We start from the raw sequence: 24,956 nt of genomic DNA, 5'->3' as shown, positions 1-24,956 counted from the left end.
GTATGCTTTCGCATACTACTTTAGTGAGCAGCGGCTGTTTTATATTGATTTTGAAAATCATATTGGTTTTCCATATAAACGGAATGCCACACCATGAATACGACGACCGTCCAGATTTTACGGCTATAATCCATTTTTCCTTGGCAATGATCTTCAAGCAAGTTCAGCACATATTGTTTGTTAATAATATGGTCTGTACCACTTTCCTTAATGATGTTTTTAACCCAGTCGTGCATTTCATTTTTTAACCAATGACGAATTGGAACCGGGAATCCTAATTTTTTACGGTTTAACACATGATCCGGAACAATGCCTTCCGCTGCTTTTCGGAGGATATATTTCGTTGTGCCTTCAGCCGTTTTTAAACTTGTCGGGATATTCGATGCGACGTTAAATACTTCCTTATCAAGAAAAGGAACTCTAAGCTCTAATGAATGGGCCATCGTCATTTTATCCGCTTTAAGGAGAATATCCCCTCGCATCCACGTGTGTATATCGATATATTGCATTTGGTCGACAGGGTCATAGCCTGCTGTATCAGCGTAAAGGGGTCTCGTTATATCTCGATAGTCGATGCCCTCATTATACGATTTTAGCAAATGCCTTTTTTCTGCTTCCGAAAACATTTTGGCATTTCCAATGTAACGTTCTTCCATCGGAGTAAGGCCACGCTCGATAAAACTTTTCCCTTTTACTCCTTCCGGCAATACTTTCGCAAGTCCACGAAGAAGTGATTTTCCGACTGCTGGAATTTTATTGAACATCTCCAATGATTGTGGCTCTCTATAAATATTGTAGCCACCGAATAGCTCATCCGCTCCCTCACCAGAAAGAACAACAGTCACATGCTTACGCGCTTCTCTAGCTACAAAATACAAAGGAACGCAGGCAGGATCTGCAAGCGGATCATCCATATACCACATAATTTTGGGAAGTTCATTCATGTACTCTTCAGGAGTAATGACATAACTAATATTTTCTACTCCGAGCTTGTCGGCCGTTTCTTTTGCGACATCAATTTCACTAAAACCGTCACGCTCAAAACCGACAGAGAATGTTTTAATGCTTGGATGGAATTGCTTTGCAATCGAAGCAATGATCGATGAATCAATCCCGCCCGACAAGAAGGAACCGACGGGAACATCACTGCGCATATGAAGATTCACGGAATCAAATAATACGTCTTTTATTTCTTTAATGTATTCATTTTCAGATTTATACACTGGATGGAATGTTGCTTTCCAATAACGAGAAATCTGCATCGGTTCACCAAGCTTTTTAATGAAAAAATGTCCTGGTTCAAGCTTTCTAATATTCGTTGTCAATGACTCGGGTTCTGGAACGAATTGATACGTCATATATTGCTGTAATGCGTCATGATTCAATTCATTTTTCTCAAGGGCTAGCAAGATGCTCTTTTTCTCTGAAGCAAAAAAAGTACGATTATCATCTTCAAAATAAAAGAATGGTTTTATACCGAATGGATCACGTGCCCCAAAAAGTTCCTGATTTTCTTTGTCCCAAATCATAAAGGCAAACATACCACGAAGTTTCTCAACGGATTTTTCTTTCAATTGACTATAAAGCGCAATGATGACTTCTGTATCAGAAGCTGTTTCGAAAGATAAGCCCTCATTTACTAGCTCTTGTCTTAATTCTACAAAATTATATATTTCACCATTAAAAATAATCCAATAACGTTCATTTTCATATGATAATGGTTGTTTACCACTTTCAATATCGATGATGCTGAGCCTGCGAAAACCAAATTGTATATGCTCATCTGTAAAATATCCCTCATCATCCGGCCCACGATGAGTGATGATTTGATTCATTTGTTTGAATAACTCCTGATCGGACGCGTGCAATTCTCTTGCCTGATCATGGATGCAACCGATAAAACCACACATTTCCTTGTCACCTACTCTGTTATATTTCAAGCGCTTTTTACTGTATCAATGCGTTGCATACTTGTTAATACTATCATTATTTTATCAAATTTGGCAGTAATATTTACAAAAAAAAGAGCCGTATTTTTCATACAGCCCCGATTTTCAACATTATTTTATTATTATTGAGCTGATTTTCGAATCGCTTCTGCTTTATCAGTTCTTTCCCACGGTAAATCTAGGTCAGTACGTCCGAAATGTCCATAGGCGGCAGTCTGTCTGTAAATTGGACGGCGGAGATCAAGCATCCGAATAATTCCAGCTGGCCTTAAATCAAAGTTTTTTCTAATGGCATCGACTAAAACTTCCTCAGAAACCGTTCCAGTTCCAAATGTATCGACTGAAATAGAAACTGGTTGTGCTACCCCTATCGCATATGCAAGCTGGACTTCACACCGATCAGCTAGACCGGATGCGACAATGTTTTTTGCAACATAACGAGCGGCGTATGCGGCTGAGCGATCAACTTTCGTTGGATCTTTTCCTGAAAAAGCACCGCCTCCGTGGCGAGCATATCCACCATACGTATCCACAATGATTTTACGGCCGGTCAAACCTGCATCCCCCTGTGGACCACCAATAACAAATCGGCCTGTCGGGTTAATGAAATACTTCGTATCTTCATCAATCAATTCAGCAGGAACTACTGGTGCTATAACAAATTCCTTAATATTTCGTTGAATTTGCTCAAGGCTAATTTCTGGGTGGTGCTGGGTGGAAATGACAATCGTATCAATTCTTACCGGATTATTCTGTTCATCGTATTCGACTGTCACTTGAGTTTTTCCATCTGGTCGTAAATATGGTAACACTTCTTCCTTACGTACTTCGGACAATCTTCTAGATAATTTATGAGCGAGTGAGATTGGGAGTGGCATAAGTTCCTTTGTTTCATTACAAGCATACCCGAACATCAAGCCCTGGTCCCCTGCTCCTATCGCTTCGATTTCTTCCTCTGACATAGAACCTTCACGCGCTTCAAGGGCTTGATTAACTCCCGCTGCAATATCTGGAGATTGTTCGTCAATTGAAGTAATTACAGCGCAAGTCTCCGCGTCAAATCCGTATTTTGCACGCGTGTAGCCTACTTCTTTTATCGTATCTCTAACGATTTTAGGAATGTCCACATAAGTGGTCGTCGTAATTTCACCTGCAACAAGTACAAGACCCGTTGTAACAGAAGTTTCACAAGCAACACGTGCATTTGGATCATTAGATAAAATAGCATCGAGAATTGAATCGGAGATTTGATCACAAATTTTATCGGGATGTCCTTCTGTAACAGATTCTGAAGTAAATAAATGGCGAGTTTTAGACAAGGTGTTTCCTCCTTTTAAACAGTATACTTTTCAATATTTATAATAACGGTACTCAGTTCCTTTATGATGACAAAGACTACGCAATGATTATTAAGCAACTTTTATCACAATTTATTCTACAGTACGTAAAACGCCTTATAAAATAATAAAAACCTTTCCTATTTAAAAAAGTAGAGGAAAGGTTTTTTAAATCATTCGAGCCCTTCACTCTTATCGCCCAAGGCAAATTGCCTTGCAACAGGTTAGCACCTTGCTTACGACTTGTCAGTAGGTTGCTGGGTTTCATAGGGCCTGTACCCTCCACCATCTCAGGATAAGAGTATCCGTTCAATCTAAAATAATAGCGAATGAGTTAGAAATTGTCAATTAAGAACGGACATATCCGCATTAATTACACGAATGCAATGCCATAAGCTGATACAAGATCGTGGTGGTTTCATTTTCCCATTCCACCTTTTTAATAATAGCCGTGGCACGATAATCGCTTTCCCTTGAATGTCGAACCTCTAAAGGAATATCAATTGGGTATAATCGGTAACCATTTTTTTCGAGAGTGAAAAAATTATCCTTTTGCCTTTTTTCCTTCCCTTTTGTCACAATCATTGTATTTAACTCAAACGGCATTCCCATACTTGATTCCCCCTTTCTCCTTTCTCCTCATTATATACCATATCTTTGCATTTTCATCCAAAGGCAAAGGTCTCGAACGACTTCCCGATTTATAAACGGTGGAAAATAGTGAGTAAAGTTTTTGAAATACCACGTTTCCACTTGCTTTCCAAGAGATTTGAGTCTTTCTTCAAGACGCTTCGCATGTTCGACTGATACATTATCATCAAGCTCTCCATGAATTATGAGAACAGGTGGAATAAGATTTTCTATTTCATACAAAGGGGTTCGGGATTCGTATTCTCCCGGTTCCGTTTTTGGAGATCCACCAATGACCCGCTTCATCATTCTTCTCATATCTTTTCGTTCCACATATGTAAGTGAAAGATCTGACACTCCTCCCCATGTAACAACAGATGCTGCCTCCGGATATTGAATAGCCGTAAAAAGCGCCATCACACCTCCTCTTGAAAAACCAAAAATATGGACCCGATTTTCTTGCACGTTTGGGAGGCTTTTTAATAAATGAAATGCAGAAAAAGCATCATTTCGATCCTCACCCGCAAAATCCTCATTCCCCTCGCCTCCGCGATTTCCTCTATAAAAAGGAGCAAAAACAACAAACCCTTCTGAAGCAAATTGCGCAATTCTTGCCGGTCTTACCATTCCCACGTTTTTTATTCCACCTCGCAAGTAAAGAAACCCTTCGTATATCCCTTTCTCTATCGGCTCAGCAAGTAAACCTTTAACCTTCAATCCTTCCGATATATAAGTGATCAAAACTAATCGTACGTGTGGGTTAGGAGATGGGAAATGTTGTTTATCAATTATTGTTCCGTTCATATTCATAAAATTCCCCTTTATTAAAGAGTTAAATCAGATTTTTTATTTTACTTTTTTACTTTCATCTATCGAACTACATCATTTATGTTAAATTCATAATTTTATTTGCCATTAGCTCCGTATAATGGAAGCCTTTCTCAGTTTTAATTGCCGGCACTACAAGTTTACCGGACCATTAATGGACAAACGATAAACAAGCGCCTTCCGCTTTTCTTTGGCTAGCTGCATGCGCTAGGGGCTCGAGGTCAAATAACCTAAGGCATAAAAGTCAAAAACGGACTTTTTTGCCTTAGAACATTTGCTTGTCGCCCCTGATCAAGCGCCTTCCGCTTTTCTATATAGGCTATCACACATTTCCTCCTAATTCATACTATATGTTAGCCCAGATTATTTCTTAAGGAGGATTGCTTGATGAAGACATGGAAGAAATTTGGAATTGTAGCCATCATATCCACATTTATGCTCATAGCCATGACAGCTTGCTCACAAAAGGAAAGTAAAGTAAGAATTGCAGAAGTAACTCGATCGATATTTTATACTCCTCAATACGTTGCGATTGAAAAAGGATTTTTTAAAGAAGAAGGTCTTAATGTTGAGCTTACTACTGCATGGGGCGGAGATAAAACGATGACTACTCTTCTTGCAGATGGCGCTGACGTCGCTTTAGTAGGATCGGAAACATCCATTTATGTATATGCTCAAGGTGCATCTGATCCGGTAATCAATTTCGCAGGCTTGACGAGAACAGATGGCACCTTCCTCGTTTCTCGCGAAAAAATCGATAACTTTGATTGGGAAATGTTGAAAGGATCAACATTTTTAGGGCAGCGAAAAGGCGGAATGCCTCAAATGGTTGGTGAATTTGTCTTGAAAAAACATGGTATTGACCCCCATGCTGATTTGGAACTGATTCAAAATATCGAATTTGCTAATATAGCAAGTGCTTTTGGCTCAGGCACAGGCGAATATGTTCAACTTTTCGAACCAACTGCATCGGTATTTGAAAAAGAAGGAAAAGGATATATCGTTGCTTCGTTTGGAGAAGAGTCAGGTGAAGTTCCTTACACCTCTTTTATGGCTAAAGAAAGCTATATAAAAAATAACAAAGAAATTGTTGAGAAATTTGTTCGCGCGCTCTACAAAGCTCAAAAATGGGTAGATGAAAGCAGTGCAAAAGATATTGCTAAAGTCGTACAGCCGTTTTTCGAGGATTCTGATCTTGAAACATTGGAAGTCGTAGTAGACCGTTACAAGAGCCAAGGGTCCTTCGCAAATGAAATGAAAATAACAAAAGAAGGCTGGGACAATTTACAAGCAATTATGGAAGAAGCAGGGGAACTTCCTGAAAAAGTTGACTATGAAAAGCTAGTAAATACAGAAATCGTCGACAAAGTAATAAAAAAATAAAGGAGGGCTTTAACAATGAGTTTTCTTGAGGTTAAGCATGTTGCCCACTTTTATTTTTCGCCTTCTACAGCTACGAAGGCTTTAGAGGATATTTCCTTCTCCATTGAAGAAGGTGAATTCATATCACTTTTAGGTCCGAGTGGGTGTGGAAAAACGACAATGCTATCCATTTTAGCTGGTCTATTTCCTCCGACAAGCGGAAGTATAACAATCGACCACGAAGCTCCGGATGCCAATTCTAATTTAATTGGTTATATGCTTCAACAAGATTATTTATTTCCGTGGAAAACCATTGAAGAAAACATCTTTTTAGGACTTAAACTTAATGGTCGGCTTAATGAAGAAACTAAACAATCTGCCCTTCATTTTTTAAAACAAATTGGTTTAGAGGGTGTTGAGAAACAATTTCCAAGACAGCTATCAGGTGGGATGAGGCAGCGTGCTGCATTGGCAAGGACAATGGCCGTCAACCCGAAGCTTCTACTATTGGATGAACCATTCTCCGCCCTTGATTATCAAACGAAACTAAAGCTTGAGGATTTAGTGTTTGAAACATTACGAGAGTATAAAAAAACAGCAGTCCTTGTGACCCATGATATTGGAGAAGCCATATCTATGAGTGATCGAATCTTCTTATTCTCTGCTAAACCAGGTAGAATCCACAAGGTTTTTGACGTACCGAAAGAACTCCGTGATGTTACCCCATTCAACGTTCGCAGTAAAGAAGCCTACAATGATATATTCCAAACGATTTGGAAGGAGTTGGAAAGACTTGAAGAAAATAATTGACCCAAATCTCCTTCATCGGAAATACAAACAAAGACTTGCATCAGAAAAAAAATGGGTATTTTTCTACCAGCTTTTAATCTTCATTTCTTTTTTCTCCTTCTGGGAAATTGCCAGCCGCCAACATTGGATTGACCCGCTAATATTTAGCTATCCAACAAAAGTTGGCCATCTTTTTATTGAAAAAATAGCAGACTCCAGCTTGTTTACTCATTTAGGTGTCACCGTTTTTGAAACATTACTAGGATTTATTCTTGGAACAGTACTTGGGACGATTTTGGCGGCAATACTATGGTGGTCTCCTTTCTTATCAAAAATACTCGACCCTTATCTCGTCATTTTAAATGCGATGCCAAAAGTGGCGCTCGGTCCAATCTTAATTGTCGGGCTTGGTCCTGGATTTACGTCCATCATCGCCATGGGGGCCATCATTTCTATCATCATTACTACGATTGTCGTATATACTTCATTTCGTGAAGTGGATGATAATTATTTAAAAGTGCTTCGTACATTTGGTGCAGCTCGGGGACAGCTCTTTCAAGAAGCTATATTACCAGCATCATTTCCTACCATTATTTCTACTCTAAAAGTGAATGTGGGCTTATCATGGGTAGGCGTTATCGTCGGAGAGTTTCTTGTATCTAAGGAAGGACTTGGATATATGATTATTTATGGTTTCCAAGTATTTAACTTCACTCTTGTTATGCTTTCTCTGCTCCTTATAGCAATTTTTGCCACAATCATGTATAAGGTAGTGGAGTGGCTTGAAAAGAAGTTGATAAAAGACGTTGAGAAATAATAGGCTGTCTCAACTGAGGCAGTCTCCATATTTTTCTTTTATTATTTCTAACGATAGAGGAACTACTTTATCTTTCATAATAAAACTATATTCCGGATTTATTAACTCTCCTAGAAGTGTTTCTTCTTTTAATATCGGACCATTTGTTTCCATGTAATCCTGTTTTTCTTTCAAAGTACAAACTTTAGCATATAAGACTGCTTTTACAAATGGAACGTTCCTTTTATCTTCAACGTAATACTCACCGATATAGTCCAACGTTTCTATGATCCCGCCCGTTTCTTCATACACTTCTCTTGCCGCCGCTTCTTCCACAGTTTCCCCCGCTTCCAATTTCCCGCCTGGAAATTCCAAACCTCTATTAGGATGATCTGTTAAAAGCCATTTCTCTTTATAGCGGCATATAACCAACACATGGCGGGGCTCAATTGAAAATGCATTTTTTTCAAACGAAATATAGACTTTGTTTCCATTTGCATCATAAAATTCCATCAAATAACATCACTCCCCTTTTCACTATACGATATCGCGTCTTTGGAGAAAAGAGGAGTTTCCTAATTCTTATATGTCTAGCTTCAGCACCTTTTGACTAGCAAATTTCTTGTTCTATTCACTTGCTTCGTAAATATCGGCTCTGAGATTTAAACCGCGATGAGCAAAGCACTTCCGCTTTTCTTATTCACTTGTAAAGTTGTTTAGAATTCCCATGCTTTCGATATGCTGTCTAGCCTCTGCATCTCCAAGTTGGTGAATCATTTCATATACCTTCATTAAATTTTCATCATGAATATCATTCGTTGAATCATTATGATATTCTACAAAAGGAACATGGGCACGCAAGAAATCGTCTACACTATTCGCTTGATTGGAATCAAATAATTGTCTGAGTCTTGTAATTTCGTCGTCTGATGCTTGGATTTTAAACTGCCATGGAGAAGCACTTGGGGTTGTCATAATTTCACCCGCCCCTACGGATATGTAATAAGTCTTTTTATTTTCCAAGGTATTGTACCTCCTAAATAACTAAAATTACTATGCATATTTTACCGCATACCTACCTATTTTATTCTTAACAGGAATTCTCTAAAATTTTTCGATTGTATAGATTATATTTCGGGTATAGAAAAATATGGGTTGATAGAAGCATGTATATATGGGATGATATTCTAAGATAAAAGAGGTGACATGCATGAGATTGGTGGACGAATTATTCGCCATGTATCGTAATAAAATTACAGATGATGAAGAAGATTTAGATATGATAACATTTGCAGTACTCGAACATTATGACCGAAATGAGTTAATGGAGATAGTAAAAGATATGGATCAGCATGAACTCCAATATTTCATTCGTTTGTACCTACTGGAAACACTAAAAGGAAAATTTGCCCAATTAGACGGAACTCAATATACAAATTCCAGACACTTACATTGATACATACAAAAGCGTAAGCCGCTGTCCAATGACGTACCGGAATGTGGATCAGTCAATAAAGGACATGGCGGGTAGTCTTGGTCCTTTTTTACGGCCAAGACTTGCGTGATAAAGGAAACAGGATGAGGGACGAGCCGATATTGACTGCTTATGTGAAAAGACAAGATCTTTACTAGTCGATAGACGCTGGCGCTAGATGGAAAATAAAAAACTTGGCAATGTGCCAAGTTTTTTATTTTCCAAGGTATGCTTTGAACATCCAATTATTTTTTTCTAAACTTTGATGGATTGCGATTAACATATCACCTGTTGTATCGTCACCCATATTAGCCGCAACATCGATTCCCTCATTGAATTCGGAGATTAAGATTGCAAAATCATCTGCAAGAGACTGAACCATTTGATTTGCATCTTCATTGCCTTCAGCCTCGCCGACACTTGCCACTTCAAGCGCCTCCTTTAATGTTGCTATCGGGCTGCCTCCTAGGGCTAGAATTCTTTCAGCAAGTTCATCAATATGAACACCAGCTTCATTATACATTTCCTCAAATTTTGCATGAAGTGCAAAGAAATTGGATCCTTTTACGTACCAATGAAAATTATGTAGCTTCATATAAAGAACCGTCCAATTCGCTACTTGCTTATTAACAATTGGAACTAATTTATTTCCTTCTGCCATTTTTATCACTCCTCCTATAAAAACTTTACCCTGTCAAACATGCAAACAAACGTATTTTTCCCCTACTACTATGGAATTATGCTACAATAACATGAATTCGAACTATATTCTTCCTGAAAGAAGAGATCAATTTGAAAAAGATTTTCATCATCATTATTCGATTTTATCAAAAAGTCATTTCACCTCTTAAACCGCCAACTTGTCGATTCTATCCAACTTGTTCACAATATGGAATTGAAGCGATCCAGCGATTTGGTGCATTGCGTGGTGGCTTTCTAACAATAAAAAGAATATTAAAATGCCATCCTTTCCATCCAGGAGGAATCGATCCAGTTCCTGAAAAAAAGAAGTAATGTATGTCAGAATTGGAAAACTCATTAATATTATCGTTTCATTTCCTCACATAACAAAATCAACTTAGCCAAAACTATATGTGTATCTTATTCTGAAAAGAGGAGTGATACAGATGGCAGATGATGTATTATGTGAAGTGGAAAACTGTCATTATTGGGCAAAAGGCAATCGTTGCTCGGCTGATCAAATATATGTTGTAAGCCATACTGGGAAAAAAGCTGAGACAGAGCAAGAAACCGATTGTCAAACATTTAAACAAAAATAATTAAACACAAATAGGGAAGGTGAGTACTTAAACTCCCTTCCCTTTTATATATTCCCCATAGGAAATCGTAACTTCTTTCAATCTTTTGCGATTAATCAAAAAGCCAATTCCAGCTTCAGCTGGGACTGATATCATACCATTTTTCACTTCAACAAAAGGTTCTATAATATCTTCTTCCCAGTAATGATTCGATGATACTATATCTCCGGGAATCGTAAATCCCGGAAGGGTCGCAAGCGCAATATTATGTGCACGTGAGATGCCAAATTCAATCATTCCCCCACACCAAACTTGAATTTGATGATCCACACACAAATCATGGATACGCTTAGCATTTTCCAAGCCGCCAACACGCCCCATTTTTATATTCATGATTTTGCAGCTGCCAAGCTGGATGGCACTATAGGCATCGTGAATACTTGATATACTTTCGTCTAAACAAATCGGGGTCGAGATTTCCCTTTGTAAAGTGGCATGATCAACCATATCCGTTACGGCAAGAGGTTGTTCAATCATTAATAATCGGAATTCATCCAAAGCTCTTAACTGATCTACATCCGCCAACTTATATGCCGAATTTGCATCAGCCATCAGTGGGATATTTGGATATTCCTTTCTTATTTCTTTCAAAAATCTCACATCATTTTCAGGGCTGATTTTTACTTTTAATCGTTGATAGCCTTGTTTTTGAAAAAGCTCTATTTGTCTCAATGCATGTAAAACATCCTCGGTTGCAACAACGGCTCCAGCAGGAATCTCCGTTCTACTGCCGCCAATTAAGGCGGAAAGCGATTGGTCTCGTTTTTTTGCATATAGATCCCAAATGGCTGTTTCAATACCCGCTTTCGCCATTTCGTTCCGTCTAATTGAAGCAAATAAACGCGATACTTCTTGTGGATGATTGATTTTTTCGTTTAACAGCTTTGGAATTAAAAAATCGTTTAGCATATGTAAAACCGTTGCCGTTGTTTCTTCTGTATACCAAGGGGATGAAAAGGCGACTGCTTCTCCAAACCCGGAAATACCATCCGAGTCAATCACTTCGATAATGATGGATTGCCTATTTTTTACTGTTCCAAGATGAGTGGTAAATGGTTTTTTTAAAGGCATTTCAATAAGTGATAAGTGGACACGATCGATATGTAACATTTATTTCCTTCCTTCAATTAAAAGCGGTAAATTTTTTCGCTCTAATTTATTCGCACCATTTCGAGGCAGTTCCTTTACTTTTATAATCTTTTTTGGAATTTTATAAGAAGCAAGCCGCCCACGGCAAAAGCTAAGCAATTCTTCTTCTGTCACTTCTTTATGGCATACAATAAAAGCGTATGCTACTTGCCCCCATGTCGCATCACTCATACCAGTCACACCTGCTTCATCTACTGCATCATGCGCCATCAGCACCGCTTCAATTTCTGCAGGATATACATTTTCTCCGCCAGAAATGATTAAATCTGAACGTCGATCCTGGACATATAAAAATCCTTCTTCGTCCAAATAGCCGAGGTCTCCCGTTAAAAACCATCCATGTCGAAAAGACTGTTCATGATTTAAATATCCCGGAGTAATATTTGGACCTTTTAGTGCTATTTCACCAGTTTCTCTAGCCTTAGCCTCTTTTTCTGTGCTAGTAAGGATTTTTATTTGAGCTGGAAAAAGTGGCTTTCCCGCAGAACCGAGCTTGTATAAACTATCCTCCGGCGACAAAGTAACGATTTGTGATGCTGTTTCGGTCATCCCATATGTTTGAAAAACAGGTATTTGCTTCGCAGCGCATTTTTCAAGAATGGGGAGTGGTGCTGGACCGCCGCCAAGCAGCATACAGCGAAAGTTTTCATGATAAACTTCATCTCTTAATTGTGTCAGCATACGATTTAACATGGCTGTGACAACGGACATGATGGTTACTTTTCCACTCTGTAAAATCGTATTTGCTGTCTTCTCATTGAACTCCTCTAATAAATATACAGGAATTCCATAAATCACACTTCTCATTAAAATGGAAAGCCCGCTTATATGGAAAAGTGGAACTGCACAAAGCCATGCATCATTTTCTTGTATTCCAAGATTTAAAGAAGATCCAATCGCACTCCACCAATGATTTCCATATGTTTGTCGAACTCCTTTTGGTTTACCAGTCGTTCCCGAAGTGTACATGATGGAACATATATCATCAAGATCAAACTCAGAGCGCATATTAACTGATTTTTTTTGTGAAGCTGTCAGACGCTCGATTGAATAAGTTTTAAGTTCCACAAAAGCTTCTATTTCTTTTACAGTCGCTTGGAAATCACGATCATAACATAAAGCAGTTGTATGGCTATCCTTTATTTGATAACTTAACTCAGATGCTGTAAGACGACTGTTCAGAAAAACAATTTCAGCCCCAATCATTTGCAAGGCATGAATTAGGAAAACAGTCTTTGGCCGGTTTTTCATTAGGATTGCAACCCTGGAATGATGAGAAATAGAAAGCCCGGTTAGATTCATAGCGAAATCTAGAATGACTTCTTTCATTTCCTGAAAAGTCCATGTTTGTTCATTAAAAACTAGTGCAGCCCTTTTTGGTGTTAGATGGGCTCTTTGCAGCAGCCAATTTGGTATCATTTCTCCCATTACTACATCTCCTACAATAAAATAAGTGCCTGAAGGAATATTCCATCAGGCTTTAAATCAAATATTATGGGAATCTAGGGAATTGCCCGAAGTCTGGCTTACGCTTCTCTTTAAAAGCATCTCGTCCTTCCTTCGCTTCATCTGTCGTATAATAAAGGAGTGTTGCATCTCCAGCCAGCTGCTGAAGTCCTGCAAGACCATCTGTGTCTGCATTAAATGCAGCTTTCAAGAAGCGAAGTGCTGTAGGGCTTTTTTCAAGCATTTCTTCACACCATTTTACTGTTTCTTCTTCTAATTGATCTAAAGGAACCACCGTATTGACTAAGCCCATATCAAGTGCTTCCTGCGCATTGTATTGACGGCATAAAAACCAAATTTCCTTCGCTTTTTTATGACCGATGATACGTGCCAAGTAGCCTGCGCCATATCCTGCATCGAAACTACCCACTTTTGGACCTGTTTGTCCAAAAACAGCATTATCAGCTGCGATTGTTAAATCACAAACAACATGAAGTACGTGGCCGCCGCCAATCGCATATCCGGCCACCATCGCGATAACTGGTTTCGGTATTACTCTTATCAGTCTTTGTAAGTCAAGTACGTTTAAGCGTGGGATATTATCATCGCCGACATACCCTCCATGGCCACGAACTTTTTGGTCTCCCCCTGAACAGAAAGCTTTTCCTCCTGTACCCGTTAAAATAATCGCACCCACATTTTCATCATCTCGTGCATATGCAAAAGCATCGATTAGTTCCATGACCGTTTTTGGTGTAAATGCGTTATGTACTTCTGGTCGATTAATCGAAATTTTAGCGATCCCATTATATGTTTCGTATAAAATATCTTCGTATTCTCTTTCTTTTGTCCAATTAAATGACATCTTTATTTCCTCCTTTTCAACTCTTGCTTAAAAACTCCCTTACTATTGTACCAAATATTCTTGGATCCTCCACGTGAATTGCATGTCCAACTCGCTCTACCTCGATAAGATCAACATTTTTTATTAATAATTGCATTTCTTTTGATATCGTGCAGAATTTTCGATCCTTTTCTCCGCATAGCAATAAGACTGGAATTTCTATATTTTTTAGATCATCCCACCACGAAGGTTGCACGCCTGTTCCCATACCTTGTAAACTATTTACTAACCCAATTGGATTGTTTGAAAGCCGTTGTCGTCTAATTTGAAGCTTTACAGATTCTTCTAAGCTTTCTTGTGTTTTAAATAAAGGGATACCTTCCCAATAATATACAAATGCCTCTAATCCTTGTTGCATAATCATTTGACACAGCTGATCATCTGCTTGTACTCGTAATTTGCGCTCTTCATCTGATTTTAATCCTGGAGAAACACTTTCAAGTATTAAGCTTTTCACTCGCTCAGGAAAAGCAATAGCAAAACTTAAAGCAAGTCTCCCCCCCATAGAATATCCGAGTATATGCACTTTATTTAATGAAAGGTGATTCATCAAAGAACATATATGGGAAATCACTTGTTCCATTGAATATTTGTTTAAATCTGTTGGTGATGATGTTTTTCCATGACCAATAATATCGATTGAAATGACTTGGAATGAATCAAGTAAAAAAGATTTAATTGAGTTCCATGTTGAACTATCACCTGTGAACCCATGTAAAAGAATAAGAGGTTCCCCGCTTCCTGAAACCTCATAATAATAATCAATGCCATCGACAGGTACAATCATTTTTTTTCGACTCCCCGAAGAAAAGAGCTTATTTCCTGGGAAACCTTCTCCCACATTTCACGGTGGGAGGACAAGTTTCTTTCACGATCTGTCGGAATTTCAATGACATTCAGTCCTTCATAACTGACAGAATCTAAAACAGCCATTTTTAATCCTTCCCAATCAAAGATTTTTGTGTACCTGCCATGATACATTTGTACAGCATGTTCATAATTTAAACCGGTTGGCGTTCCGAATAAAACTTCAAAATGCTTTGGCTCGCCATACTGTGGCAAATAGGAAAAAATTCCTCCACCGTCATTATTAAGCAAGATGATCGTAATGTTCAACTTTTGCAATTTGGCCATTAGCAATCCATTAAGATCATGGAAAAATGAAAGATCTCCGATGACGAGAAAAAGAGGTCTTTTATGAACAGCTGCACCTAAAGCACTGGAAACAACACCGTCGATTCCATTGGCACCTCGATTTGCCATGACTGTAATATCTTTATTATTTTTATGAAAAAATGTATCCATATCTCTAATAGGCATGCTATTTCCTACAAAAACAGTACTATCTATAGGTAGGAGATCAACTAACTCATAAACTGCTTTTCCTTCTTCAAGCTCTTCTGTTGATTTCATATGATTTGCTATAACGTTTTTTGCTATGTCATCCATTTCTAACCACGTTGATAACCAATTGTATGAATGTGGTTCTTCAATTAACAAAGCCAGTTCATTACAAAAAGCCGCTTCGTTACAATAGATCATCGTTGTTCCTACGTAATTAGGATCTCGCCAATGAGATCCATTATCTATAACATAATGTTTTGCATCTATTTGCTTTGTAATATAAAGAGAAAGTGACTTAGATACGGGCATGCCCCCAAAGCGGATAATAACATCTGGTTTAAATTCTTTTACAGCCTCTTCTGTCTTTAGAATTGCATCATAACTATCAATTACGGTCGTTTCAGACATGGAACTACTTCTAAGTTGCGAGAGGGGATCCGCTAAAATCGGAAATCCAAGCTTTTTCGCTAATGTCGTGACGGCTTCAGTAAAACGATGATCTTCTATTTGACCGCAAATAATTAATCCCTTTTCTACACCTTGCCATTGTTCTGCTATTTTCTTTAATTTTTCATACGGTAGTAAAAGGATGCTATCTTCAATTTCAATAGACATCTCTTCTTCATTAAATGGATAAGGGTCTAGCAATGGCAGCAGCGGTTCTCGCAATGGAAAATTCAAATGAACTGGACCTCTATTTTGTCCCAACGCTTCTTTAGCTGCTCGTCTCGCTGTTGTTTTTGCATACCGAAGCTGGTGGCTCCCAGCTTCAGGCAAAGCCATTTCCGCAAACCAGTTTACGTGGCGCCCATATAAATGGAGCTGGTCGATCGCCTGTGGAGCTCCAACATCGCGAAGCTCGTGAGGACGATCTGCGGTCATCACAATAAGAGGGACACCCGAAAGACTTGCCTCGATGACAGCTGGATAATAATTAGCCCCTGCTGTACCAGAAGTGCAGAGCAATCCAACTGGATTTCCTGAAGCCTTTGCGATCCCCAAAGCAAAAAATCCAGCGGACCGTTCATCCACATTCATGTATACATTTATGTTACGATGCTCTTGAAACATCAATGCAAGAGGAGTGGAGCGTGAACCTGGACTAATGACAACGTCCTTAACGCCAGCTTGAACGAGGCCAGTTATAAATGCCGCTAAATACTTCGTGAGTGTTTCCTGATGGCTCATACATTTTCTCCTCCGGTTGCCTTTAGCATAGGCTGGAACTTTATCCTTGTCTCTTTTAATTCTTCCTCCGACACTGAATCTGACACTAATCCACACCCAGCGTATAAAAATGCTTTCTTCCCTTTCAATAGCCCAGAGCGAATACCTACGGCAAACTCCCCGTTTCCTAGATAATCAGTCCAACCAATAGGGGCAGCATAAAAGCCTCTGTCCATATTTTCCTTTTCCCGAATGATTTCTAGAGCAGCATTAGTTGGAACTCCTCCTAAAGCAGGAGTAGGATGTAGTTTTTCCACTACATTTAATAATGTAAATTCCTTATTAGCTTTCCCTTCTACAGGCGTATATAAATGCTGAATATCAGGCATTTTCAAAAGAATCGGTACTTTAGGTATATCGATGTCAGTACAATAAGGTCGTAATGCATCCTCTATCATTGAAACGACTAACTCGTGTTCAAATAAGTTTTTTTGATCTTTTAAAAGCCTTTCTCCAAGCAATTGATCTTCTTGGGCATTCTCATTGCGGCCAATAGATCCAGCTAAACATGTTGATAAAACATGGTCCCCAGTTTTTTTTATCAACCTTTCAGGCGACGCCCCTAGAAAACAACTATCACCCACTTCTAAAGCAAATACGAAGCTAGTCGGCTGCTGATTAAGCAATTTCTTGATGACTAAGGATGATTGAGCATGTTCTTCAAATTCGAGTAACAGCTTCCGTGCAAAAACAACTTTTTTAACATTTGACGTTTTTAAGATGTCTACGATTTCTTCAACGGAATGAACCCATTTATCCGGTGCTATTTCTTTACATACTTTTATTTTTATCGGGTTTTCCTTATATAGAGCTTCTTCTTTCATTAACTGTTGTATGAAGTGGTTTGCTTGTTCACGCTGCTCCACAACAGAAAAAGATTCATTGCCTATTGTATTTATAGTTATATAATACTGATCTTGCGCAATAGTTAACATATAGGTGGGCAAGTATAAAGTAGATTGTCCAAATTGCTCCCATTCCACCTCTTTTTCATTAGATGGATCAAATGAAAAGCCTCCAAATAAAAGTGGACCTGTACCTGGTACGCCAGAAGGATTTTGTATGTCAGCATCTTTTAAGAGTTGACTCCACTGCTCATTCGTCACTTGGAATCTGTTTTCATCACCTTCTACTGATAGCGTGGCAGCTACTCCTAATCCTACAGTCCAAAAAAGGCCATCCGAGCTTTTCCAGAAAAATCTTTCTCCAGAATACGTTGATGATTTATAGTTAAAGAAATCCAAAGGATCATAAGAATCGATAGGAAGGGTAATACTGAAAAGTTTGTTTTCCACATTTGATTTGGTATGTAAACCATTGTCTTTGATTGTCTGAAATAATTTAGTCAACATAATCTCTCCAAAAACTTTAATACTTTTTTCACTTCTTTATTATATATGAATATGTGAGCTAAATGTAGCATTCATACTTACGGAAAACATTTCCCTTATTTCCCTAATTAAATGGATTGACACAAGCCCACTCATTACCTACACTTTAATAGGTGAATAAGTTTTCTTATTTTGATAATATTAGCTTTTTGTACTATTTAAAGGGAGAGACAAGTAATGAATTTACAAACAAATTCTGTCGTTCCGGCAGATAAAGGTTGGCGGATCTGGTGGCAATTAAGCCGTCCACATACATTGACAGCCGCGTTTATCCCCGTCCTATTAGGAACGGCCTTAGCCATAAAAAGTGGACCCTTCCATATTCCATTATTTATCGCAATGCTCGTGGCGAGCTTACTTATTCAAACGGCGACAAATATGTTTAACGAGTATTTTGATTATGCCCGGGGGCTTGATCACGAAAACTCCGTTGGAATCGGTGGAGCCATTGTCCGAAACGGAATTAAACCAAAGACGGTTTTAAGTCTAGGATTTCTTCTTTTTGGAGTATCCCTCATATTAGGATTATATATTGCGATTAGCAGCAGCTGGTGGGTCGCTGTTATCGGATTAGTCTGCATGGCTGTAGGCTACTTTTATACTGGGGGTCCAAAGCCTATCGCTTACACTCCATTTGGAGAGCTAATGTCGGGATTTTTCATGGGTGTTGTTATCATTCAAATATCTTATTTTATTCAGACAGGGTATATTTCAAAGATGAGTATTCTTGTTTCTATCCCCGTTTCTATATTGATTGGAAGTATAATGCTAGCAAATAATATACGCGATCTAGATGGAGATCAGGAAAATGGGCGTAAAACCTTGGCCATTATTATTGGGCGTCAAAATGCGATTGCACTCTTAGCAAGTATGTTTATCATTTCGTACGCTTGGATTATCTTTTTAATCTTATTTACAGACTCATCTTTTTGGCTTTTAATTACGTTTATCAGCATTCCTAAAGCTTTAAAAGCAGTCAAAGGATTCATTGGAAAAACAGAACCGATCCAAATGATGCCAGCTATGAAAGCAACTGCTCAAACAAATACATTTTTTGGTTTTCTCATGGCGATCGGACTTTTTATAAGTTACTTTTCTTAAGCACCTGTCTTTTATGGCAGGTGTTTTTTTATTTGTAAATAAAGATTGAATTCCAAACGATCTTCAGCGCATATTGATTCGCAAGCTTTTTATCCTTTTCCCTACGCTAAGTAAACCTCCTCTTTTTTGTTTAGCTTCAGGTCCCGCTTTCTTAATATGTTTATTACTTTGCAAAAAAAGGAAACTATAAGGAAATAGTTGTTTACAAACAATAGGTCATACTAGAAAAGAATTTGAAAACTAAGGATGTGAAAGAAATGCTGACACAACAACAACTAGCAAGTTTAAAAAGTGAACTTTTAGAGATAAAAAAGGAATTGACCCATAATATTCATGAAGATGAAGAAACGGTTGGAAGCGGCAATGCACGAGAAATGGAATTATCGATGTATGACAATCACCCCGCGGATTTGGGAACTGAACTATTCGAACGGGAAAGGGATTTTGCGCTCGCCGTTCATTCAGAATCGGAATTAGTGAAGGTGGATCAAGCACTTAAAGCTATAGATGCCGGAACTTATGGAAAATGTGAGGTATGCGGTCAAGAAATTCCCTTTGAAAGACTCGAAGCAATACCGAATACAACCTTTTGTGTAGAGCATTCACCTGAACAATTATTACCTAACGACCGTCCAGTTGAAGAAGAATTATTAAAGCCAGCTGTTGATAATTCATTTGCTTATCGTGATAAAAGAAGTGGCGTTAAAGATTATGAAGATAGTTTTCAGGAAGTTGCAAGATACGGTACGTCAGAAACTCCGTCAGATTTTGAAGGAGATTTTAATGACTATAATGATTTATACGAAGGTGATTTAAAAGATGGATTCACTGAAGAATACGAAACCTTTATTGGAACGGACTTAGAAGGTAAAGATGTGAAAACATATACTTCTGAAGAAAAAGTGGAATACGAGGAAACATTAGATAAGGAAGGAATTGAAGCACCGTTCGGCGATGTTCCTTATAAGTATACAGATGGCTATGTAGACGGCGAAGAATAAAAAATATATCAAAAAAACCATCACACAGATGGTTTTTTTGATATATTGGATGACCCCTACGGGATTCGAACCCGTGTTACCGCCGTGAAAGGGCGGTGTCTTAACCGCTTGACCAAGGGGCCGAATAATATGTATGGCGGAGAAGGAGGGATTTGAACCCTCGCGCCGCTTACGCGACCTATGCCCTTAGCAGGGGCACCTCTTCAGCCTCTTGAGTACTTCCCCACTACAACTCCGCAGGTAGGATTCGAACCTACGACCGATCGGTTAACAGCCGATAGCTCTACCACTGAGCTACTGCGGAATGGTGGGCCTGAGTGGACTCGAACCACCGACCTCACGCTTATCAGGCGTGTGCTCTAACCAGCTGAGCTACAGGCCCATATTAATATATGGAGCGGGTGAAGGGAATCGAACCCTCATCAACAGCTTGGAAGGCTGTGGTTTTACCACTAAACTACACCCGCATATTTAAAATCATAACACAAAATAATTTGGGGCGACTAGTGGGAATCGAACCCACGATGTCGGAGCCACAATCCGATGCGTTGACCATTTCGCCATAGCCGCCATTCTATTTGCATCGTATGATTTAAATGGTGGCTCAGGACGGAATCGAACCGCCGACACAAGGATTTTCAGTCCTTTGCTCTACCGACTGAGCTACTGAGCCATATAAAGTATTAACACGCTTATTTATTATTCAATTGTCCTTCGCCCCATCTCAGGGGGATAAATCAAGCAGCAGCTCCATGGGTACGGCTTCCAGTAATTTCAGGGAAGACTTGCTTCGCTGCTCTACCGAATGAGCTACTATGTAAAAAATATGGCGGTCCGGACGGGACTCGAACCCGCGACCTCCTGCGTGACAGGCAGGCATTCTAACCAACTGAACTACCGGACCAAAGTTTTTTCAAGTGAAACTTGAAAATAACTTACCTTATTATTTTCGAATATACTCGAAAATAACTTAGTTAAATTGCGGGGGCAGGATTTGAACCTGCGACCTTCGGGTTATGAGCCCGACGAGCTACCGGACTGCTCCACCCCGCGATAATAAAAATAAAGGTATTTCATTTATGGCGGAGGAAGAGGGATTCGAACCCCCGCGCGGTTTAACCCGCCTGTCGGTTTTCAAGACCGATCCCTTCAGCCAGACTTGGGTATTCCTCCATAGATGAAAAATATTGGTGGACCTTGTAGGACTCGAACCTACGACCGGACGGTTATGAGCCGTCTGCTCTAACCAGCTGAGCTAAAGGTCCAATAAGTGGTAGCGGCGGAGGGGATCGAACCCACGACCTCACGGGTATGAACCGTACGCTCTAGCCAGCTGAGCTACGCCGCCATTATTGATTAATTACATAAAAATGGTGGAGCCTAGCGGGATCGAACCGCTGACCTCCTGCGTGCAAAGCAGGCGCTCTCCCAGCTGAGCTAAGGCCCCAAACATATTTTCAAAAGTGGTCGGGAAGACAGGATTCGAACCTGCGACCCCTTGGTCCCAAACCAAGTGCTCTACCAAGCTGAGCTACTTCCCGATAAACTATATATTTTATAAAATACTATTGGCGCGCCCGAAAGGAGTCGAACCCATAGCCTTCTGATCCGTAGTCAGACGCTCTATCCAATTGAGCTACGGGCGCACAATATGGAAGGTTATTTTGCTGAAGCAAAAAACCTAGCTATTTTGTTGAAACAAAAAATTAAGGTAAGTTATTTTGCCTGAGGCAAAAAATTAAGGTAAGTTATTTTGCCTGAGGCAAAAAACTTTAATGCCGAGAACCGGAATCGAACCGGTACGGTAGTCACCTACCGCAGGATTTTAAGTCCTGTGCGTCTGCCAGTTCCGCCACCCCGGCATAAGTTGGAGCGGAAGACGGGATTCGAACCCGCGACCCCCACCTTGGCAAGGTGGTGTTCTACCACTGAACTACTTCCGCGTGGTTTAACAACTCTCAACAAAAGCTAATAATGCGGGTGAAGGGAGTCGAACCCCCACGCCTTACGGCACTAGATCCTAAGTCTAGCGTGTCTGCCAGTTCCACCACACCCGCAAAGGGTAAGATATTTTGCCTGCGCAAAGGAAAGATCTTTTGCTGAAGCAAAATGGTAAGTTATTTTTCCTGCGAAAAAAAACTTTGGTGAGCCATGCAGGATTCGAACCTGCGACCCTCTGATTAAAAGTCAGATGCTCTACCAACTGAGCTAATGGCTCGTACAATCAAACGAGACTGGTGCCGGCCAGAGGACTTGAACCCCCAACCTACTGATTACAAGTCAGTTGCTCTACCAATTGAGCTAGGCCGGCATATATGGTGGAGGATGACGGGATCGAACCGCCGACCCTCTGCTTGTAAGGCAGATGCTCTCCCAGCTGAGCTAATCCTCCAATATGTATGCCTGGCAACGTCCTGCTCTTGCAAGGGGAGACCCCTTACTACCATCGGCGCTGAAGAGCTTAACTTCCGTGTTCGGGATGGGAACGGGTGTGACCTCTTCGCTATCGTCACCAGACAAATCATAATCGACATACTTTATTATAATATGTTTTATGTATTTTTCAAGAGAAATCTTTCATTCCCTCAAAACCAGATAATAGAGAAAACAAACCATATATTTTGATTAAGTCCTCGATCGATTAGTATCCGTCAGCTCCATGTGTCGCCACACTTCCACACCGGACCTATCAACCTGATCATCTTTCAGGGATCTTACTCGCTTGCGCGATGGGAAATCTCATCTTGAGGGGGGCTTCATGCTTAGATGCTTTCAGCACTTATCCCGTCCGCACATAGCTACCCAGCGATGCCTTTGGCAAGACAACTGGTACACCAGCGGTGCGTCCATCCCGGTCCTCTCGTACTAAGGACAGCTCCTCTCAAATTTCCTGCGCCCGCGACGGATAGGGACCGAACTGTCTCACGACGTTCTGAACCCAGCTCGCGTACCGCTTTAATGGGCGAACAGCCCAACCCTTGGGACCGACTACAGCCCCAGGATGCGATGAGCCGACATCGAGGTGCCAAACCTCCCCGTCGATGTGAACTCTTGGGGGAGATAAGCCTGTTATCCCCGGGGTAGCTTTTATCCGTTGAGCGATGGCCCTTCCATGCGGAACCACCGGATCACTAAGCCCGACTTTCGTCCCTGCTCGACTTGTAGGTCTCGCAGTCAAGCTCCCTTGTGCCTTTACACTCTACGAATGATTTCCAACCATTCTGAGGGAACCTTTGGGCGCCTCCGTTACTCTTTAGGAGGCGACCGCCCCAGTCAAACTGCCTGCCAGACACTGTCTCCCACCCGGATTACGGGTGCGGGTTAGAAGGTCAGTACAGCAAGGGTAGTATCCCACCGATGCCTCCACCGAAGCTGGCGCTCCGGTTTCCAAGGCTCCTACCTATCCTGTACAAGCTGCACCAACATTCAATATCAGGCTGCAGTAAAGCTCCACGGGGTCTTTCCGTCCTGTCGCGGGTAACCTGCATCTTCACAGGTACTATAATTTCACCGAGTCTCTCGTTGAGACAGTGCCCAGATCGTTGCGCCTTTCGTGCGGGTCGGAACTTACCCGACAAGGAATTTCGCTACCTTAGGACCGTTATAGTTACGGCCGCCGTTTACTGGGGCTTCAATTCGCACCTTCGGTTTGCACCTAAGCGCTCCTCTTAACCTTCCAGCACCGGGCAGGCGTCAGCCCCTATACTTCGCCTTGCGGCTTCGCAGAGACCTGTGTTTTTGCTAAACAGTCGCCTGGGCCTATTCACTGCGGCTCCCTAGGGCTATTCACCCCTAGGAGCACCCCTTCTCCCGAAGTTACGGGGTCATTTTGCCGAGTTCCTTAACGAGAGTTCTCTCGATCACCTTAGGATTCTCTCCTCGCCTACCTGTGTCGGTTTGCGGTACGGGCACCTTTTACCTCGCTAGAGGCTTTTCTTGGCAGTGTGGAATCAGGAACTTCGGTACTACATTTCCCTCGCCATCACAGCTCCGCTTTAGGATGAAGGATTTGCCTCCACCCCAGCCTAACTGCTTGGACGCGCATATCCAACAGCGCGCTTACCCTATCCTCCTGCGTCCCCCCATTGCTCAAATGGTAAAAAGGTGGTACAGGAATATCAACCTGTTGTCCATCGCCTACGCCTTTCGGCCTCGGCTTAGGCCCCGACTGACCCTGAGCGGACGAGCCTTCCTCAGGAAACCTTAGGCATTCGGTGGAAGGGATTCTCACCCTTCTTTCGCTACTCATACCGGCATTCTCACTTCTAAGCGCTCCACAAGTCCTTCCGGTCTTGCTTCACCGCCCTTAGAACGCTCTCCTACCACTGACATCAAAGATGTCAATCCGCAGCTTCGGTGATCCGTTTAGCCCCGGTACATTTTCGGCGCAGAATCACTCGACCAGTGAGCTATTACGCACTCTTTAAATGGTGGCTGCTTCTAAGCCAACATCCTGGTTGTCTAAGCAACTCCACATCCTTTTCCACTTAACGGATACTTGGGGACCTTAGCTGGCGGTCTGGGCTGTTTCCCTCTTGACTACGGATCTTATCACTCGCAGTCTGACTCCCAAGGATAAGTCATTGGCATTCGGAGTTTGTCTGAATTCGGTAACCCGATGAGGGCCCCTAGTCCAAACAGTGCTCTACCTCCAAGACTCTTCTCCTTGAGGCTAGCCCTAAAGCTATTTCGGAGAGAACCAGCTATCTCCAGGTTCGATTGGAATTTCACCGCTACCCACACCTCATCCCCGCACTTTTCAACGTACGTGGGTTCGGGCCTCCAGCAAGTGTTACCTTGCCTTCACCCTGGACATGGGTAGATCACCTGGTTTCGGGTCTACGACCTCATACTCAAACGCCCTATTCAGACTCGCTTTCGCTGCGGCTCCGTCTCCTCGACTTAACCT

21 protein-coding genes, 21 tRNA genes, 2 rRNA genes and 1 riboswitch are annotated in these 24,956 nt (G+C 40.9%); of the genes, 8 read left to right on the top strand and 36 right to left on the bottom strand.

Annotation, left to right across the window (positions count from 1 at the left end):
* Positions 1 to 20 precede the first annotated feature (20 nt).
* From asnB to KHA96_RS00205, 4 genes are all read right to left on the bottom strand, one after another.
* Entirely contained in the window at positions 21 to 1,910 is a 1,890-nt protein-coding gene (gene asnB / locus KHA96_RS00220; protein WP_213128628.1) for an asparagine synthase (glutamine-hydrolyzing), read from the bottom strand.
* Positions 1,911 to 2,071: 161 nt separating this feature from the next.
* Positions 2,072 to 3,268, bottom strand: a complete 1,197-nt coding sequence (gene metK / locus KHA96_RS00215; protein WP_213127294.1) for a methionine adenosyltransferase — start codon at positions 3,266 to 3,268, stop codon at positions 2,072 to 2,074.
* 207 nt (positions 3,269 to 3,475) lie between these two features.
* Positions 3,476 to 3,588, bottom strand: a riboswitch (SAM riboswitch).
* Positions 3,589 to 3,655: 67 nt separating this feature from the next.
* Positions 3,656 to 3,898 carry a DUF2584 domain-containing protein gene (locus KHA96_RS00210; protein ID WP_213127293.1) on the bottom strand — a complete coding sequence of 81 codons (243 nt, stop codon included), beginning with the start codon at positions 3,896 to 3,898 and terminating at the stop codon, positions 3,656 to 3,658.
* A gap of 30 nt (positions 3,899 to 3,928) precedes the next feature.
* Positions 3,929 to 4,720 carry an alpha/beta hydrolase family protein gene (locus KHA96_RS00205; protein ID WP_213127292.1) on the bottom strand — a complete coding sequence of 264 codons (792 nt, stop codon included), beginning with the start codon at positions 4,718 to 4,720 and terminating at the stop codon, positions 3,929 to 3,931.
* 411 nt (positions 4,721 to 5,131) lie between these two features.
* Here KHA96_RS00205 and KHA96_RS00200 point away from each other — a divergent pair, with 411 nt between their 5' ends.
* The 3 genes from KHA96_RS00200 to KHA96_RS00190 are packed head-to-tail and all read left to right on the top strand — an operon-like array spanning position 5,132 to position 7,712.
* A complete protein-coding gene (locus KHA96_RS00200; RefSeq protein ID WP_213127291.1) occupies positions 5,132 to 6,127 on the top strand; it encodes an ABC transporter substrate-binding protein in 996 nt (331 codons plus the stop codon).
* A 15-nt stretch (positions 6,128 to 6,142) separates the two neighbouring features.
* Entirely contained in the window at positions 6,143 to 6,916 is a 774-nt protein-coding gene (locus KHA96_RS00195; protein WP_213127290.1) for an ABC transporter ATP-binding protein, read from the top strand.
* Positions 6,900 to 7,712, top strand: a complete 813-nt coding sequence (locus KHA96_RS00190; protein ID WP_249315180.1) for an ABC transporter permease — start codon at positions 6,900 to 6,902, stop codon at positions 7,710 to 7,712. Before KHA96_RS00195 ends, KHA96_RS00190 begins: the two co-directional genes overlap by 17 nt.
* A gap of 9 nt (positions 7,713 to 7,721) precedes the next feature.
* On the opposite strand, the gene ytkD is transcribed toward KHA96_RS00190, so the two are convergent.
* Together ytkD and KHA96_RS00180 are read right to left on the bottom strand one after the other, a co-directional pair.
* Positions 7,722 to 8,207, bottom strand: coding sequence for an RNA deprotection pyrophosphohydrolase (gene ytkD, locus KHA96_RS00185; protein WP_213127288.1), 486 nt, complete (start codon positions 8,205 to 8,207; stop codon positions 7,722 to 7,724).
* A gap of 180 nt (positions 8,208 to 8,387) precedes the next feature.
* Positions 8,388 to 8,714, bottom strand: a complete 327-nt coding sequence (locus tag KHA96_RS00180) for a hydrolase (protein WP_213127287.1) — start codon at positions 8,712 to 8,714, stop codon at positions 8,388 to 8,390.
* A 187-nt stretch (positions 8,715 to 8,901) separates the two neighbouring features.
* Between KHA96_RS00180 and KHA96_RS00175 the strand changes: the two genes are divergently transcribed.
* Entirely contained in the window at positions 8,902 to 9,147 is a 246-nt protein-coding gene (locus tag KHA96_RS00175; protein ID WP_213127286.1) for a DUF6154 family protein, read from the top strand.
* 232 nt (positions 9,148 to 9,379) lie between these two features.
* On the opposite strand, the gene KHA96_RS00170 is transcribed toward KHA96_RS00175, so the two are convergent.
* Complete coding sequence (locus tag KHA96_RS00170) at positions 9,380 to 9,826, bottom strand: Dps family protein (RefSeq protein WP_213127285.1); 447 nt, start codon at positions 9,824 to 9,826, stop codon at positions 9,380 to 9,382.
* A 131-nt stretch (positions 9,827 to 9,957) separates the two neighbouring features.
* Between KHA96_RS00170 and yidD the strand changes: the two genes are divergently transcribed.
* Both yidD and KHA96_RS00160 read left to right on the top strand, forming a co-directional pair.
* The gene (gene yidD / locus KHA96_RS00165) at positions 9,958 to 10,179 is read left to right on the top strand and encodes a membrane protein insertion efficiency factor YidD (RefSeq protein WP_213127284.1); all 222 of its coding nucleotides are present in this window, start codon (positions 9,958 to 9,960) and stop codon (positions 10,177 to 10,179) included.
* A gap of 113 nt (positions 10,180 to 10,292) precedes the next feature.
* A complete protein-coding gene (locus KHA96_RS00160; RefSeq protein ID WP_213127283.1) occupies positions 10,293 to 10,445 on the top strand; it encodes a DUF1540 domain-containing protein in 153 nt (50 codons plus the stop codon).
* 27 nt (positions 10,446 to 10,472) lie between these two features.
* Here KHA96_RS00160 and menC read toward each other — a convergent pair whose 3' ends face one another.
* From menC to KHA96_RS00130, 6 genes are all read right to left on the bottom strand, one after another.
* Entirely contained in the window at positions 10,473 to 11,594 is a 1,122-nt protein-coding gene (gene menC / locus KHA96_RS00155) for an o-succinylbenzoate synthase (protein WP_213127282.1), read from the bottom strand.
* The gene (locus KHA96_RS00150; protein WP_213128627.1) at positions 11,595 to 13,052 is read right to left on the bottom strand and encodes an o-succinylbenzoate--CoA ligase; all 1,458 of its coding nucleotides are present in this window, start codon (positions 13,050 to 13,052) and stop codon (positions 11,595 to 11,597) included. It abuts the gene before it with no gap.
* Positions 13,053 to 13,125: 73 nt separating this feature from the next.
* On the bottom strand, positions 13,126 to 13,944 hold the full coding sequence (gene menB, locus KHA96_RS00145; protein WP_213127281.1) for a 1,4-dihydroxy-2-naphthoyl-CoA synthase: 819 nt from the start codon (positions 13,942 to 13,944) through the stop codon (positions 13,126 to 13,128).
* A 16-nt stretch (positions 13,945 to 13,960) separates the two neighbouring features.
* Positions 13,961 to 14,770 (bottom strand): 2-succinyl-6-hydroxy-2,4-cyclohexadiene-1-carboxylate synthase, encoded by an 810-nt coding sequence (menH, locus tag KHA96_RS00140; RefSeq protein ID WP_213127280.1) that lies wholly within the window; start codon positions 14,768 to 14,770, stop codon positions 13,961 to 13,963.
* On the bottom strand, positions 14,767 to 16,515 hold the full coding sequence (gene menD / locus KHA96_RS00135) for a 2-succinyl-5-enolpyruvyl-6-hydroxy-3-cyclohexene-1-carboxylic-acid synthase (RefSeq protein ID WP_213127279.1): 1,749 nt from the start codon (positions 16,513 to 16,515) through the stop codon (positions 14,767 to 14,769). The genes menH and menD overlap by 4 nt, the downstream gene beginning before the upstream one ends.
* A complete protein-coding gene (locus tag KHA96_RS00130; protein WP_213127278.1) occupies positions 16,512 to 17,903 on the bottom strand; it encodes an isochorismate synthase in 1,392 nt (463 codons plus the stop codon). The genes menD and KHA96_RS00130 overlap by 4 nt, the downstream gene beginning before the upstream one ends.
* Positions 17,904 to 18,122: 219 nt before the next feature.
* Here KHA96_RS00130 and KHA96_RS00125 point away from each other — a divergent pair, with 219 nt between their 5' ends.
* Together KHA96_RS00125 and KHA96_RS00120 are read left to right on the top strand one after the other, a co-directional pair.
* Complete coding sequence (locus KHA96_RS00125; RefSeq protein WP_213127277.1) at positions 18,123 to 19,046, top strand: 1,4-dihydroxy-2-naphthoate polyprenyltransferase; 924 nt, start codon at positions 18,123 to 18,125, stop codon at positions 19,044 to 19,046.
* 257 nt (positions 19,047 to 19,303) lie between these two features.
* Positions 19,304 to 20,047, top strand: a complete 744-nt coding sequence (locus KHA96_RS00120) for a TraR/DksA C4-type zinc finger protein (protein WP_213127276.1) — start codon at positions 19,304 to 19,306, stop codon at positions 20,045 to 20,047.
* A gap of 50 nt (positions 20,048 to 20,097) precedes the next feature.
* On the opposite strand, the gene KHA96_RS00115 is transcribed toward KHA96_RS00120, so the two are convergent.
* The 23 genes from KHA96_RS00115 to KHA96_RS00005 all read right to left on the bottom strand — a co-directional run.
* Positions 20,098 to 20,169, bottom strand: a tRNA-Glu gene (locus tag KHA96_RS00115).
* Positions 20,170 to 20,181: 12 nt separating this feature from the next.
* Positions 20,182 to 20,272, bottom strand: a tRNA-Ser gene (locus KHA96_RS00110).
* A gap of 7 nt (positions 20,273 to 20,279) precedes the next feature.
* Positions 20,280 to 20,351 (bottom strand) — tRNA-Asn (locus tag KHA96_RS00105).
* A 1-nt stretch (position 20,352) separates the two neighbouring features.
* Positions 20,353 to 20,429: transfer RNA gene (locus tag KHA96_RS00100), tRNA-Ile, on the bottom strand.
* An 11-nt stretch (positions 20,430 to 20,440) separates the two neighbouring features.
* Positions 20,441 to 20,514 (bottom strand) — tRNA-Gly (locus tag KHA96_RS00095).
* A gap of 28 nt (positions 20,515 to 20,542) precedes the next feature.
* Positions 20,543 to 20,617 (bottom strand) — tRNA-His (locus KHA96_RS00090).
* Between the two features lie 27 nt (positions 20,618 to 20,644).
* A tRNA-Phe gene (locus KHA96_RS00085) sits at positions 20,645 to 20,720 on the bottom strand.
* Between the two features lie 154 nt (positions 20,721 to 20,874).
* Positions 20,875 to 20,951: transfer RNA gene (locus tag KHA96_RS00080), tRNA-Asp, on the bottom strand.
* A 75-nt stretch (positions 20,952 to 21,026) separates the two neighbouring features.
* A tRNA-Met gene (locus KHA96_RS00075) sits at positions 21,027 to 21,100 on the bottom strand.
* Positions 21,101 to 21,127: 27 nt separating this feature from the next.
* Positions 21,128 to 21,220, bottom strand: a tRNA-Ser gene (locus KHA96_RS00070).
* Positions 21,221 to 21,235: 15 nt separating this feature from the next.
* Positions 21,236 to 21,312, bottom strand: a tRNA-Ile gene (locus tag KHA96_RS00065).
* 6 nt (positions 21,313 to 21,318) lie between these two features.
* Positions 21,319 to 21,395: transfer RNA gene (locus KHA96_RS00060), tRNA-Met, on the bottom strand.
* 23 nt (positions 21,396 to 21,418) lie between these two features.
* A tRNA-Ala gene (locus tag KHA96_RS00055) sits at positions 21,419 to 21,494 on the bottom strand.
* A gap of 17 nt (positions 21,495 to 21,511) precedes the next feature.
* A tRNA-Pro gene (locus KHA96_RS00050) sits at positions 21,512 to 21,588 on the bottom strand.
* Positions 21,589 to 21,616: 28 nt separating this feature from the next.
* Positions 21,617 to 21,693 (bottom strand) — tRNA-Arg (locus KHA96_RS00045).
* Positions 21,694 to 21,823: 130 nt separating this feature from the next.
* A tRNA-Leu gene (locus tag KHA96_RS00040) sits at positions 21,824 to 21,909 on the bottom strand.
* A 6-nt stretch (positions 21,910 to 21,915) separates the two neighbouring features.
* Positions 21,916 to 21,990, bottom strand: a tRNA-Gly gene (locus KHA96_RS00035).
* A 32-nt stretch (positions 21,991 to 22,022) separates the two neighbouring features.
* Positions 22,023 to 22,104 (bottom strand) — tRNA-Leu (locus tag KHA96_RS00030).
* Between the two features lie 85 nt (positions 22,105 to 22,189).
* Positions 22,190 to 22,265: transfer RNA gene (locus tag KHA96_RS00025), tRNA-Lys, on the bottom strand.
* A gap of 17 nt (positions 22,266 to 22,282) precedes the next feature.
* Positions 22,283 to 22,358, bottom strand: a tRNA-Thr gene (locus KHA96_RS00020).
* Between the two features lie 5 nt (positions 22,359 to 22,363).
* Positions 22,364 to 22,439 (bottom strand) — tRNA-Val (locus KHA96_RS00015).
* Between the two features lie 9 nt (positions 22,440 to 22,448).
* Positions 22,449 to 22,564 (bottom strand): 5S ribosomal RNA (rrf, locus tag KHA96_RS00010).
* Positions 22,565 to 22,668: 104 nt separating this feature from the next.
* Positions 22,669 to 24,956: ribosomal RNA gene (locus KHA96_RS00005) — 23S ribosomal RNA — on the bottom strand; the annotation flags it as partial.

It is taken from the genome of Bacillus sp. FJAT-49711 (assembly GCF_018343715.1).
Lineage (GTDB): Bacteria > Bacillota > Bacilli > Bacillales > Bacillaceae_C > Lederbergia.
Note: the sequence above shows the minus strand (reverse complement) of the source record. Positions and strands in the feature narration are given on the sequence as shown.